Genomic DNA, 13295 nt, shown 5'->3' on the forward strand with positions numbered 1-13295 from the left:
CCCCCCCATGAATAAACCGGGCCTTTGCCCGGTTTTTTCGTGTCATGACATCTGCCACGACCCGCCTGGTGCCGACGGCGCCTTACGCGCCCTCGGTCGCCCCCGGCGGCCGCGGTGGGGCAGTGACAGCCGGCTCGCGGTCGCGGCCCACCATGCGTTTCAACCCCAACCACTGCTGCGCCCAGAAGCCGCGGCCGTAGTCGCGGCCGCCAAGTTCGGGTTGCTGGTCGTGGATGCCCGTGGGGCCGTAGCCCACGCCAAAGCGCGCCGAGCGGAACAGCACGTCCCAGATGGGAAACAGCGCGGCGAAGTTGTAGCCACCCGCCGGCCCCGGCGTGGACGCGTCGTAGGCGATGGAATGATGGTGGCGGTGAAAGCGCGGGCTGACCAGCAGGCGCTCGCCGATGGCGCCGAAGTGCATGCGCAGGTTGGCGTGCGAGAAGCTCTGCGCCAGCTGGGTGATGGCCACGATCGCCACGAACTGCGCGGGCGGCACGCCCACCAGTTGCGACACGAACACCACCAGCACGTCGCGCAGCATGTCGTCGAGCAGGTGGTTGCGGTCGTCGCTCCACATGGTCATCTGGCGTTGGCTGTGGTGCACGGCGTGCAGCGCCCAAAGCCAGCTGTAGCGGTGTTGCGCGCGGTGATACAGGTAATCGACCAGGTCGAACAGCAGCAGGTAGATGACCAGGCTGACCCAGGCGTTATCGGTGACGCCGGGCCAATACTGGTCCAGCTGGAACGGCGCAAAGCCCCAGATGTGCAGCTGCCCGAAGATGCTGTCCCAGAACGGGTCGATGGTGAAGAACAGCGCCAGGCGGAACACGCCCAGGCGGTGGATCAGCGTGTAGAGCACGTCGATGCCGATCTGCTGGCGGTCGGTGACCGCTTCGACCGGGCGCAGGCGTTGCAGCGGGCCGAAGATCAGCAGCAGCACGGCCACCTGCACCAGGCCGACCAGCAGCCACATGGTGGCGTCGTAGCCGTCTTCGATGAAATTGCTCAGGCCCAGGTGGAACAGCGCCGGCTGCACCAGGGTTTCGAACAGCCATTGCTGGCAGTTCCCGAACCATTGACTAAGCGTATCCATGATCAGTGATGCGTAGCGATCCAGTCGCGGTAAGCGGGATGCGTATCCAAAGTAGCAAAACAATAGCCTTTGCGCTGCAGGCCTTCAATCAGCGGCTCGAGCACGGCGGGGGCCCAGGGATCCTGGCGCGACCAGATGCCCAGGTGCGCCAGCAGGATGTCGCCAGGCTTGATGGTGCGCTGCGCCTGGTCCAGCAGCTTGGCGTTGGGGTACTTGTCGCTGGGGAGTTCGTCGCCCAGGAAGCCCGCCGGGGCCCAGCCCACGTGCTCGTAGCCGCAGGCCTTGGCGGCGCGCAGCAGGGCCGGCGAGGTCTTGCCGCCCGGGGCGCGGTACAGCGGCAGCATGGTCTTGCCCGTCATCTGTTTGAAACGAGCGGCCGACCGGGTGATTTCGGCGCAGTATTGCTCGGCCGTCCAGGTCTGGCGCTTGCCCGTGTCGGGGCCGGCGCTGGGTTTGACGCGGAACTTGCCGTCCGGCAGGTCGCCCTGCCAGTAGACGTGGTCGTAGGTGTGCGAGCCGAACACATGGCCTTCGGCAGCGCGCGCCTTCCACCAGGGCGCCCACTGGTCGTCCAGGCTGCTGCCGTCGGTCAGCGTGCGCTCGTTGGCCAGGAAGAACGTGACCTTGACGTGGTGGCGCGCCAGCACGTCGGCGATCAGCGGGGCCACGCCCATGTGGCCAGTGTCGAAGGTCAGGTAGACGGGCTTTTCGCACACCGCCGGGGCCGCCGTGGCGGCCGAGGCCGTCATGGCCAGGCAGACGGCGGCGGCGAGGCGTTTAGCGGGTTGGCGCATGGTTCAGCGTCCAGACCCCGTGCGGCGACTTGCCCACGTTGACCTGCTTGACGACCTTTTTCTGGTCCAGGTCGACGACGGTGAGCTTGCGCGCCCAGCGCGAAGTGACCAGCAGCGTCTTGCCGTCGGCCAGCACGTCCATGCAGTCCGGGCCGCCCGGCACCGGGAAGGTGTCGACCACGGCCAGCGTCTGCAGGTCGATGCGGCTGATGGAGTTGGCGGTGCGGTTGCTGACGAACAGGTGGCGCTTGTCGCCCTGCGCGCGGAAAGCGTGCGCGCCGGCGGCGGTCTTGATGCGGGAAATCAGCTTGGCCGGGCCGTTGCTGACGTCGTAGGCCTCGACGTAGGAGTCGCCGGTCAGGGCCACCAGCAGCGTCTTCTGGTCGGGCGTGAGGAACACGTCGGCCGGCGTCTTGCCGGTGGAGACGGTCCATTTGGGCGTCTGCGTGGCCAGGTCGATGGCGATGAGCTGGTCGCTGTCTTGCAGCGTGACGTACGCCGTGGTGCTCTTGGCGTCGATCATGATGTGGCTGGGCGTCTTGCCCGCGGGGATGCGCTTGACCAGCTTCAGGTCAAAGCCTTTTTCCAGCGGCTTCCAGGCGTAGATGTCGATGTGGTCCAGGCGGTTGGCGGCCGTGACGAACCACTTCATGTCCGGCGAGAACTGCAACTGGTAGGGGTCGACGATGCCAGTCAGGGTGCGCTGCACCTCGCCGGTGTTCGGGTCCATCAGCGTGATCGAGTCGCCGGTGGCGTTGGCCACCATCAGCGACTTCTTGTCAGGCGTGAGATACAGGTGATGCGGTTCCTTGCCCGTGGGCACGCGCCGCACTTCCGTGTAGGTGGCGGGATCGACGATGCTGACGTTGGCGTCCAGGGAGTTCAGGACAAAGATGGGGGCAGACACCGCCGCGGCGCTGAGCGCCATCCCTGCGCCGAAAATGGCGCAGCGGACAAAATGCAAGGGATTCAATTTCCAGGTCCGACAAGAGGGGATCGGGAGCCGATCCCAATGCCCGCCATTTTGGCATAGCCGCCTGTCAAAAAACCGTAAGCCAAAACGCAATCCGGCGCGCTCCGGGCAAAGGCCGAGCCGTGTTGCGACCCCGCAACAACGGCGGCCCCGCCCAGCCTGCAACAATCGGAAAAATCATTTGGCGCCAACGGGTTGCGGGCTGGCGTCAATCCAGTTTCCGAACGACACATCGCTGCCCTGAAGCCGCGGCGCGCGACTGCCGGTGTTGGCCCCCAGGTCGGCCTCGCGCACCCCGCCCTGGGCGCCGATGACGAAGCTGCCGATGCCGGTCTGGCCGTAGCGGGCGGGCCAAGCGATGATCCAGTAGCCGTCGCCGCCGCGCGCCGGCAGCACCTTGTAGCGATAGCCATCATAGGCGTCGGCCGCCGGCACGTCCGGACCCATCGCCAGCGCGTCCGGGCCGAAGGCCTGCGGCGGGTAGCCGGGCAGTTCCGGCCAATACAGGCCGTCGGTGGTGCCGGGCCGGCTGACCAGCCGGTCGGCATAGCGACCCTGGCCCACGCCATCGCGGTAGCGGGCCTGGGCGGCTTGCAGCGCCTGCAGGGTGTCGATGGTGCTCAGTTCATTGCGGCCGACGGTGCGACGCCGGATTTCGGCCTTGCCGGCCACGGGATCGAAGCGCCAGCCCTGCGCCACGCGCACGATCGGCACCGCCATGGTCCAGCCCGAATCGCCCACGCCCACCCAGGCACGCCGATCGCCATCGGGGATCACCTCGTGCTTGCGGGCCCAGGCGGCCAGGAAACGGTAGATATCGTCCTGCGCCACCCCTCCCGGCACGATCTGCCGGTAATCCGGCCCCAGCACCTTGGCCATGGCCTCGCGGTCGCTGGTGGCCAGGGCCTCGCCAAACGCGTCGGCCGCCGCCTGCGGCGTGGGATACGCCTGCTGGGCCACGGCGGGCGTGGCCAAGGCAGCCAGGGCCAGCAGCGCGGCGGCGCCGGCCTGGCGGATGCTGCGGCGGGTGTGACGGGCAAGCGCATTCATCATGGAGACTCCGCTGTTCATGGTGCCTACCTCCGGCCGCCGAAATGACCGCCGCCACCGCCACCGCCGAGATGCCCGCCGCCTGCGCCGCCAGCGCGACCGCCCCCGCCGGCACGCACGCCCTCGCCGCCCCGAGGCGCAGCCTGGGCGCGGTCGGTACGCTGGGCCTGCTGGCGCATGCGGTCGCCGTTGCCGGCATCGCGCAGCGCGTTGCTGCCGTTGTTGGCGCGGGAACGGTCACGCGCCGCCGCGGCATCCGTCCGTTGACGCTGGGCCGCCGCCTGGCGGTCGGCCGAAGAGGCCTGCCGATCGACCGAGGACGTACGACGATCAGCGGAAGGCGTCCGGCGGTCCGCTCCCGGGTCGCGGGCGGCACCCGGCGTACGGGTGCCGGCGCCGCCCTGCCCCAGGCGGTCACCGCCACGCGGTTCGGCGTGGCCGGCAATGGACTGGCCGGTGCGGCCCTGGAATGATTGCGCGGCGCGGTCGCGGGCGGCTTCGCGCGAGCCGGGTGCGGGCGCCGCACGCCCCTGGGCCGTGCTGCCCGGGGCCCGATTCTGCAAACCGGCCTGGCGCTGGCTGTCAAACCGCTGGCGGCTGCCCGAATCCGCGTAAGGCACATTGCCGCGGTGGTCCGGGTTGTGCTGCCAATTCGCGCGGTTGCCATTCGCCGTGTTGATGCGCTGGTTCACGTTGATGTTGTTGTACCGGTTGACGTTGATGTCGACGTCGTTATGGCCCCAGTTGAAGCCGCCCCACATCGAATCCACCGCCGCCACGCCCAGCCCGAAGCCGATGCCGGCCACCAGCGACGTGGCGAACACGGACCCTGGCGGCGGCGGGTAGTAGGCGGGGGGATAGGCCGGGTAAGGCCAGGTGCCGTAGACCACGGTCGGGTTGTAACTGGGCACGTAGACCACTTGCGGATCGGCCGGCTCGATCACCACCACGGTCTTGCCGCCCGTATCGCTGGAGGTGACCTTCTGCTGCGGCGTGCTCTTGAGGTTGCCGGCCTGGCGGGCCTGGGCGCGCAGCCGCTGCACGGAATCCATGACGTCGTCGGGCTGCGCCAGGAAGGCATCGCCCACCGATTTCACCCAGGCCGGCTGGCGGCCCATCAGGTCCATCACAGAGGGAAAGGCGACCAGCGACTTGACGCTGGGGTCCCAGGATTCGGGTTCGACGGCCTTGGCGGCTGCGTCGCCCGACAGATTGGTGTGCGCGGCGGACCATTGCGCGGCCGCGGCGATGTCGTCGGGGTAGGTGGCCCCCATCAGCACTTGCGATAAAAGGGCATCGGGATACAGCGCCACCGGCGCCAGCAGCTGGTCAAGCTGCCCCTTGTCGAGCTTGGCCTGCGCCATGGCGGGCAGGCAGACGGCGAAACCCAGGCACAGGCAGCCGATGAACCACGCTTGCAGTCGACGCATTTCCCGTTCTCCATGATCGCAACGCAACTGCTACAAACAGGGTGGAACCGCCGGATACCGCGAAGACAATATATCCCGAAACCGGCGCCGGGCAAGCGCCAATTTCGGGGTCAGGCATCAACGCCCGGGCACGACAGGCCCGGCGTTACAGCTTGGCGACCGACACTTCGGTGGCCTTGACGAAGGCCAGCACCTCGGTGCCCACCTGCAGGTCCAGTTCCTTGACCGAGCGGGTGGTGATGACCGACGTGACGATGCCGGCGGGCGTGTCCACGTCGACTTCCGAGACCACCGGGCCCAGGATGATTTCCTTGATCTTGCCGCGGAACTGGTTGCGGGCGTTGATGGATTGAATGCTCATGGTCCTGCTCCTAAGTAATGGAGTAATGGAAAAAACCGGTGACAGGCGCCTGCGCTTTACCGGCGCCGGCGCGTGGAACCGCGGTGGCGGCCCGGGCTGGACGGCGCTATACCGCCAGCCGCAGGTGCCGGATCTGTATGACTGGTGCGAGGGGCCTGTCCCCTTCTTCCGGTGTCTCCTGTTTCATCACGACGCGCAGCACGCGCGCCTCCAGCGCCGCGAACGCGGCCGAGCCGCGCGCGCGGGGCCGGGCGAGTTCCACGCGCTCGTCCAGCGCCACCCGGCCGTCCTCGATGACCAGGATGCGGTCGGCCAGCGCCACGGCCTCGCCGACATCGTGCGTGACCAGCACCGCGGTAAAGCCGTCGCGCCGCCAGATGTCTTCGATCAGTTGTTGCATGCCGATGCGCGTCAACGCGTCCAGCGCGCCCAACGGCTCGTCCAGCAGCAACAGGCCGGGCCGATGCACCAGTGCGCGGGCCAGCGCCACGCGCTGGCGCTGGCCGCCCGACAACTGCGCCGGCCAGTCGCCGCCGCGGTCGCCCAGGCCCACCTGGCGCAACACGGCGGCGGCCTGCGCCTGGGCCTGGCCCGGCAGGCCCAGCGCCACGTTCTGCAGCACGCTCTTCCAGGGCAGCAGGCGTGCGTCCTGGAACATCATGCGCACCCGGCTATCGGCCGACCACTGCGGAAAATTGTCGAACAGCACGGGCGAACGGGTGGGCAAGCCGCCCTGCTCGCCGCTCGCGGTTTCCAGCCCCGCCAACAGGCGCAGCAGCGTGCTCTTGCCGCAGCCGCTTTGCCCCACCACTGCCACGAATTCGCCGGGCGCGAATTCCAGGTCCAGGCCGTTGAGCACCACGCGTTCGCCATAGCGCTTGGCCAGCTTGCGCAGGGTCACGCGCAGCGCGGGACGGGTGGCGGGTTCGTCGTCCAGCACGGCATCCGGCTCGATCCGCCCCGGCACGTCCAGGTGCTGCAGCAGCTCGAACTCGTTGGGGTTGATGAACATGGCCGCAGCCTCCCGTGGCGTGCGCTGCGCCCTAGCGGGTCGCGGCGAGCTTCTGTTGGTAGTCGGTCTTGACGAAGCCGGCGAACGACTTTTCGGTCACGGCCAGGAACTCGGGCGAGGCATAGGCCGCGGCGATGTCTTTGACATACGGCTTGTCCAGGTCGGCCGTGCGCACGGCCACCAGGTTCTGGTAGGTGGGCGTGGTCTTTTCCAGCGCCAGCGCTTCGGTCAGCTTCAGGCCCGAGGCCAGCGCGAAATTGCCGTTCACGAAGGAATAGTCGGTGTCTTCCAGCGAACGCGGCAGTTGCGCGGCTTCCAGTGGAATCAGCTTGATCTTCTTGCTGTTCACGGCCACGTCCTTCTCGGACACCTGCAAGGGGTCGTAGCCTTCGCGCAGCTTGATCCAGCCCAGTTCCTGCAGCACCACCAGCGCCCGCGCCTGGTTGGTGGGATCGTTGGGCACGGCCACGCTCACGCCTTCTGGGGCCGCGTCCACGCTCTTGTATTTGCGGCTGTAGATGGCGATGGGCGCGGTGGGCACCTTGACCAGCTCGGACAGTTCCAGCTTGTTCTTGGACGCGAAGTTCTTCAGGTACACGATGTGCTGGAACGCGTTGGCGTCCAGCGCGCCCTGGGCCAGCGCGAAATTGGGCTGCACGTAGTCGTTGAATTCGACGATGCGCACGGTGTAGCCCTGTTTTTCCAGGATGGGCTTGATGCCCAGCTTGATCTGGTCGCTGTAGGGGCCGGCGGTGGCGCCGAACACGATTTCCTTCTTGGCGGGGTCGGCGGCCTGTACACCGACGGACAGCGACAGCGCGGCGGCGGTCAACGTCAGGGTCAGCAGATTGCGGGTCATGGACATGGTCTTGCCTCTGGAATCAGCGTTTGTCGATACGTCGCGCGACGGTATTGCCGGCGACCTGGATGATCTGCACCAGCACGACGAGCAGCGCCACGGTGAGCACCATCACGTCGGTCTGGAAGCGGTAGTAGCCATAGCGGATGGCCAGGTCGCCGATGCCGCCGCCGCCCACCACGCCCGCCACCGCGGAATAGGACAGGAAACTGACGGCCAGCACGGTCAGCGCCAGCACCAGGCCCGAACGCGCTTCCACCAGCAGCACGCGGCGCACGATCTGCAATTCCGACGCGCCGGCCGCATGCGCGGCTTCGATGACGCCACGCGGCACCTCGCGCAGGCACTGTTCGACCAGGCGGGCGAAGTACGGAATGGCGGCGAACGACAGCGGCACCGCGGCGGCAACCGGCCCGATAGACGTGCCGGCGATGACCCGCGTGAACGGCACCAGCGCCACCAGCAGGATGATGAAAGGGAACGAGCGCACGGTATTGACCGTCCAGCTCAGCAGCCGGTGCGCCACCGGGCGGTCCAGCGACTGCCCCGGCCCCGTCAGGAACACCAGCACGCCCAGCGGTCCGCCCAACAGGATCGACGCCGCCAGCGCGATGCCCAGCATCAGGAAGGTCTGGCCGACGGCCACGCCCAGCTCGGGCAGCAATTGCACAAAGGTATCCAGCATTACGCGACCTCTTCATAGGGGTGGGTGGCTTCGCGGATGAGCTCGCGGCCCAGCGCCGACGACAGGTGCACCCCGGCGCCCGAGATCTCGGCCTGCTCCAGCACCTGGCCGTTTTCCATCACCGCGACGTGGCGGCACAGCGCGCGCACCACGGCCAGTTCGTGCGTGACGATCACGATGGTCACGCCCAGGCGCTTGTTGATGTCGCGCAGCACGCTCAGCACGGAGCGAGTGGTTTCGGGGTCCAGCGCCGAGGTCGGCTCGTCGCACAGCAGCACGGCCGGCTCGCTGGCCAGGGCGCGGGCGATGGCCACGCGCTGCTTCTGGCCGCCCGACAATTGCGCCGGATAGCTGGTCGTCTTGTCGGTCAGGCCGACGATCTCCAGGCAGTCGCGCACGCGCGCCGAAATCTGTTCGCGGCTGCGTCCGCCGTGCACGCGCAAGGGGAAGGCCACGTTCTCGAACACGGTTTCGTTCTGCAGCAGGTTGAACTGCTGGAAGATCATGCCGATGTTCTGGCGGGCGGCGCGCAAGTCGCGCTTGGCCAGCGCCGTCAGTTCGGTGCCACCGACCCGCACCGCCCCCTCGTCGGGGCGCTCCAGCAGGTTGATCAGGCGCAGCAGGGTGGACTTGCCCGCGCCGCTCTTGCCGATGATGCCGAACGTGTCGCCCGCGCGGATCGACAGCGACACGTCGCGCACGGCATCAAAGCGCCCGGCGCGCGTGGCGAAGGCCTTGCTCACGCCATCCAGGCGGATGAGCGGCTGCGTCGCGGCGGCAATGTCGGAAAGGGAAGCAATATCGGTCATCGGATCAGGAAAGGGGAAGTCATGCGTGTCAGGAATACGCGGTGGGTTCGGGAATCTGGTCCAGCAGCGCATAGCGGCCCAGGTCGCGGATCTTGTAGGCCACGGGGTCGTGCAGCGTGTGCACGCGGGCGTTGCGCCAGAAGCGGTCATAGCCATGACGCGCGGCAGTGGACGAGGCGCCGGTGACATCGAACAGGCCATTGCCGACGTCCAGCGCGGCGCGATGCGCCAGCACCTTGGCCTGGGCGCCGGCCACAGCTACTTCGCCGCGCTCGTCGGCGGTCAGCGACGGCCCGCGCGCCAGCGCGGTGTCCAGCTGCTGCCCCGCCAGGTCGGCCAGCGCCTGCGCGGCCTGCACCCGCAGCCAGAATTCGCCGAAGCGTTCCTGCACATAGGGGTCGTCGGCATGGCGCTGCACGTCCGACGCGAACCAGGGCCGTGCGTAGTCGCGCACATAGCGGCGCGCTTCCTGGAAGGCGCCGCGCGCGATGCCCAGGTACAGATTGGTCATGATCAGTTGCGCCACCTGCGAACGCAGCGTGGCGCGCGGCGTGGGCACCACACCTGGCGCCTGCAACACCTGGATCGGCTCCAGCCGCACATGATCGAAGCGCACGGTGCCGCTGTCGGTCTGGCGCTGGCCGAAGGCGTCCCAGTCGGGGTTGACGGTAATGCCGTCCGTGCGCGTCGGCAGCGCGGCGATCAGCGCCGTACCGGAGGTCTTGTGCCAGGCCGAAAACGTCAGCAGGTCGGACCCCACCGAACCGGAACTGAAATTCTTGACGCCGTCGATGCGATAGCCGTCCAGCTCGGCGCGCGCCACCACCCGCCGGTCCAGCGGATTGAGCGCATTGCCCCAGAACAGATGGCGTTCGACCGTGGGCCGCAGGAAATACTCGTGCTGCTCGGTCGTGCCGTACAGCAGCACGCCCGCCACTTGCAGATGGTGAAAGCCGAACACATGCGCCAGCGCGCTGTCGGCCTCGGCCAACGTGCGCACAGCGCCCAGCACCGTCGACCACTTGGCGCCCGCGCCGCCATACTGCGTGGGGACAGACAGGCGCAGCAGGCCGCTGGCGCGGATCAGTTCACGCTCGGCGGCGGCATGGCCGCCCGCGCGGTCGCGTTCAACGGCGGTGGCGGCCAGTTGCGCTGCCAGGGCCTGGACGGCGCGAGCCGCATCGGCGCCGCGGGCCGGCGCGGCGCCGCCATGGGGCGCCCGGTTCGCATCTTGGTCTGTGGAAGTCTTGGCCATGGAATCTCGTTGCAAAGAATGCGCGCTCAGGCCGGCCGATAGGCCGGATTCCAGCGCAGCAGGCGCCGTTCCAGCGCCCGCGCCAGCGTATCGGCCACCTTGCCCAGCAAGGCATAGAGCAGGATGCCGAGCAGCACCACGTCGGTCTGCAGGAATTCGCGCGCATTCATGGTCATGTAGCCGATGCCGGATTGCACCGAGATGGTTTCGGTGACGATCAGAATCACCCACACCAGCCCCAGCGCGAAGCGCAGGCCGACCAGGATCGACGGCAACGCGCCCGGCAGGATCACGTCGCGATACAGGCGCCAGCCGGTCAGGCCATATGAGCGCCCCATTTCGATCAGCGCCGGGTCCACCGAGCGGATGCCGTAAAAGGTATTCAGGTAGACGGGAAAGAACACCCCCAGCGACAGCAGCACCAGCTTGGCGGTTTCCTCGATGCCGAACCACAGGATGATCAGCGGAATCAGCGCCAGCACCGGGATGTTGCGGATCATCTGCAAGGTGGTATCCAGCAAGGTCTCGGCCGTGCGGGACGAACCGTTCAGCAAGCCCAGCGCCAGGCCCAGCCCACCGCCCAGCAGCAAGCCCCACAGCGCCCGCAAGGCGCTGATGCGCACGTGCTGCCAGAGCTCTCCCGACACCGCCAGCGACCAGGCGGCCGCGGCCACCTTTGAAGGCGCCGGCAGAATTCGCGACGACAGCCAGCCGGCCTGCGCGGCCAACTGCCACGCAAGCAGGATCAGGGCGGGGACCAGCCACGGCGCCAGGGCCGCGCGCCAGCCGCCGGGCTTCTGGGCGGCGCTCATCAGCTGGCCGATTCCTTGGGCACCAGTTCGGCGGCCATGACTTCGCCGAACGGGCCGGTCAGCACGGTGTTTCCGACCTTGTTGCCACCCTTGCCGGGCAGCAGCGGGAACACCAGTTCGGCAAAGCGGTACGACTCTTCCAGGTGCGGATAGCCCGAGAAAATGAAGGTCTCGATACCCAGGTCGGCGTATTCCTGGATGCGCGCGGCCACGGTCTTGGGGTCGCCCACCAGGGCCGTGCCGGCCCCGCCGCGCACCAACCCGACGCCTGCCCACAGGTTGGGCGAGATTTCCAGGTGCTTGCGGCCGCCCTGCTCGTCGTTGAGCTTGCCGCCGTGCAGCGCCGCCATGCGGCGTTGACCTTCCGAATCCATTTTCGAGAACGCGGCCTGTGCCGCGCGCACCGAGTCTTCGCTGAGATGGCTGATCAGTTCGTCGGCCGCGGCCCAGGCCGCGTCTTCCGTCTCGCGCACGATGACATGCAGGCGAATGCCGAAGCGTACCGTACGGCCATGTTTGGCCGCGCGGGCGCGCACGTCGGCGATCTTGGCCGCCACGGCGTCGGGCGCCTCGCCCCAGGTCAGGTACACGTCCAGCTGCTCGGCCGCCAGTTCATGCGCGGCCTCGGACGAACCACCGAAGTACAGCGGCGGATAGGGCTTTTGCACCGGCGGGTAGATCACCTTGCCGCCCTTGGACACCAGTTGTTCGCCTTCGAAGCTGTAGCCCTCGGCGTCGTGGCTGTTTTCCAGGATACCGCGCCAGATACGCAGGTAATCGGCCGTGATGGCGTAGCGCTGGTCATGGCTGACGAACACGCCGTCGCCTTCCAGCTCGCCGGGATCGCCGCCGGTCACCACATTGACCAGCAGCCGCCCTTCGGACAGGCGGTCGAACGTGGCGGCCATGCGCGCCGAGAACTGCGGCGAGCTGACACCCGGCCGAATCGCCACCAGGAACTTCAGGCGGCGCGTGGCGCCGATAAGGCTGGAGGCCACCACCCAGGCGTCTTCGCACGACCGGCCGGTGGGCAGCAGCACGCCGTCATAACCCAACGTGTCGGCCGCCACCGCAACCTGGCGGAAGTAGTCGTAGCTGGCGGCGCGCGCACCCTGACTGGTACCGAGATAGCGTGAATCGCCGTGCGTGGGGATGAACCAGAAGACGTCCATGGGTAGGCCTGCCCTTGTCTATTTCAGGTCCGACGGCGCGGCGTCGAACACGTTGAGGGGTTTGGGAATGAGCTTGAGCGCGTGGAACGCGTCCGCCACCTGCTGCTGTTCCTGCAGCACTTCCCGCGTGATCGGCTGCACGCCGTAAGCCAGCCGGTCGGCCGCCAGTTCGACCACGGCCTTGTCCAGCCCCAGCACCGGCTGTAATAGCGCCACGGCTTCTGCGCGATGGTCGCGCGCCCACAGGTCGCCCTTGCGCACTTCGTCCAGCACCGTCCGGATCACGTCCGGATGCGCTTTTTCGTAGGCCCGCGCGGCCAGGAAGAATTGGTAGTTCTTCACCACGCCGGTACCGTCCGCCAGCACCCGTGCGCCCAACTGCTTTTCGGCGGCAGCCTGGAACGGGTCCCAGATGACCCACGCATCGACCGACCCACGCTCGAACGCGGCACGCGCATCGGCCGGCGTCAGGTAAGCCACGTTGACGTCGCCATAGGCCACGCCGGCGCGCTCCAGCTGCTTGACCAGCAGGTAGTGCACGTTGGACCCTTTGTTCAGCGCAACTTTCTTGCCCTTCAGGTCGGCCACGCTCTTGATCGCAGAATCCTTGGGCACCAGGATGGCCTCGCTGGTGGGCGATGGCGGTTCGTTGCCCACGTACACCAGCGCCGCGCCCGCGGCCTGCGCGAACACGGGCGGCGCTTCACCCACGGTGCCGAAGTCGATGGAACCGACGTTCAAGCCTTCCAGCAGCTGCGGACCGGCGGGAAACTCGGTCCACTTCACCGTGATGCCCTGCGCGGCCAGGCGCTTGTCCAGGTCCCCCAGCGCCCGCACGATGGTCAGGGTGCCGTACTTCTGAAAGCCGATGCGCAGCGTCTTGGCATCCTGCGCCTGCGCCGCGGGCCACAGCAGCGAGGCGCACAGCAACGCCGCCAACCAGCGGAACACGGAAAGACGGGACACCCAGATCACGCTGCGCATGGAAAA

14 protein-coding genes are annotated in these 13295 nt (G+C 67.9%); all 14 read right to left on the reverse strand.

The features are described from left to right. Positions 1–82 precede the first annotated feature (82 nt). The 14 genes from U858_RS0124680 to U858_RS0124745 all read right to left on the reverse strand — a co-directional run bounded on the left by U858_RS0124680 (position 83) and on the right by U858_RS0124745 (position 13289). Positions 83–1093 carry a sterol desaturase family protein gene (locus U858_RS0124680; RefSeq protein ID WP_025139803.1) on the reverse strand — a complete coding sequence of 337 codons (1011 nt, stop codon included), beginning with the start codon at positions 1091–1093 and terminating at the stop codon, positions 83–85. Between the two features lie 2 nt (positions 1094–1095). Further along, positions 1096–1887, reverse strand: a complete 792-nt coding sequence (locus tag U858_RS0124685; protein WP_025139804.1) for a polysaccharide deacetylase family protein — start codon at positions 1885–1887, stop codon at positions 1096–1098. Then, entirely contained in the window at positions 1871–2815 is a 945-nt protein-coding gene (locus U858_RS0124690; protein ID WP_051593687.1) for a beta-propeller fold lactonase family protein, read from the reverse strand. Before U858_RS0124690 ends, U858_RS0124685 begins: the two co-directional genes overlap by 17 nt. Positions 2816–3037: 222 nt before the next feature. Continuing rightward, positions 3038–3913: a DUF2950 family protein gene (locus U858_RS0124695; protein WP_051593679.1), complete on the reverse strand. Its 876-nt coding sequence runs from the start codon at positions 3911–3913 to the stop codon at positions 3038–3040. A 23-nt stretch (positions 3914–3936) separates the two neighbouring features. Continuing rightward, complete coding sequence (locus tag U858_RS0124700) at positions 3937–5340, reverse strand: DUF3300 domain-containing protein (protein ID WP_025139807.1); 1404 nt, start codon at positions 5338–5340, stop codon at positions 3937–3939. Between the two features lie 145 nt (positions 5341–5485). After that, positions 5486–5701, reverse strand: coding sequence for a molybdopterin-binding protein (locus U858_RS0124705; protein WP_006227327.1), 216 nt, complete (start codon positions 5699–5701; stop codon positions 5486–5488). Positions 5702–5807: 106 nt separating this feature from the next. Continuing rightward, positions 5808–6713 carry an ATP-binding cassette domain-containing protein gene (locus U858_RS0124710; protein ID WP_025139808.1) on the reverse strand — a complete coding sequence of 302 codons (906 nt, stop codon included), beginning with the start codon at positions 6711–6713 and terminating at the stop codon, positions 5808–5810. 31 nt (positions 6714–6744) lie between these two features. After that, entirely contained in the window at positions 6745–7578 is an 834-nt protein-coding gene (locus U858_RS0124715) for a MetQ/NlpA family ABC transporter substrate-binding protein (RefSeq protein ID WP_025139809.1), read from the reverse strand. Between the two features lie 16 nt (positions 7579–7594). Further along, positions 7595–8257, reverse strand: a complete 663-nt coding sequence (locus tag U858_RS0124720) for a methionine ABC transporter permease (protein ID WP_025139810.1) — start codon at positions 8255–8257, stop codon at positions 7595–7597. After that, positions 8257–9066, reverse strand: a complete 810-nt coding sequence (locus U858_RS0124725; RefSeq protein WP_025139811.1) for a methionine ABC transporter ATP-binding protein — start codon at positions 9064–9066, stop codon at positions 8257–8259. Before U858_RS0124725 ends, U858_RS0124720 begins: the two co-directional genes overlap by 1 nt. Before the next feature lie 28 nt (positions 9067–9094). After that, entirely contained in the window at positions 9095–10321 is a 1227-nt protein-coding gene (locus tag U858_RS0124730) for an acyl-CoA dehydrogenase family protein (RefSeq protein ID WP_025139812.1), read from the reverse strand. Positions 10322–10347: 26 nt separating this feature from the next. After that, positions 10348–11133, reverse strand: a complete 786-nt coding sequence (gene ssuC, locus U858_RS0124735; RefSeq protein WP_025139813.1) for an aliphatic sulfonate ABC transporter permease SsuC — start codon at positions 11131–11133, stop codon at positions 10348–10350. Beyond that, positions 11133–12305, reverse strand: coding sequence for an FMNH2-dependent alkanesulfonate monooxygenase (ssuD, locus tag U858_RS0124740; RefSeq protein ID WP_025139814.1), 1173 nt, complete (start codon positions 12303–12305; stop codon positions 11133–11135). The genes ssuC and ssuD overlap by 1 nt, the downstream gene beginning before the upstream one ends. An 18-nt stretch (positions 12306–12323) precedes the next feature. Then, positions 12324–13289 (reverse strand): sulfonate ABC transporter substrate-binding protein, encoded by a 966-nt coding sequence (locus U858_RS0124745; protein WP_042885520.1) that lies wholly within the window; start codon positions 13287–13289, stop codon positions 12324–12326. Between the last annotated feature and the right edge of the window lie 6 nt (positions 13290–13295).

It is taken from the genome of Achromobacter sp. DH1f (assembly GCF_000633435.1).
Lineage (GTDB): Bacteria > Pseudomonadota > Gammaproteobacteria > Burkholderiales > Burkholderiaceae_B > Achromobacter > Achromobacter deleyi.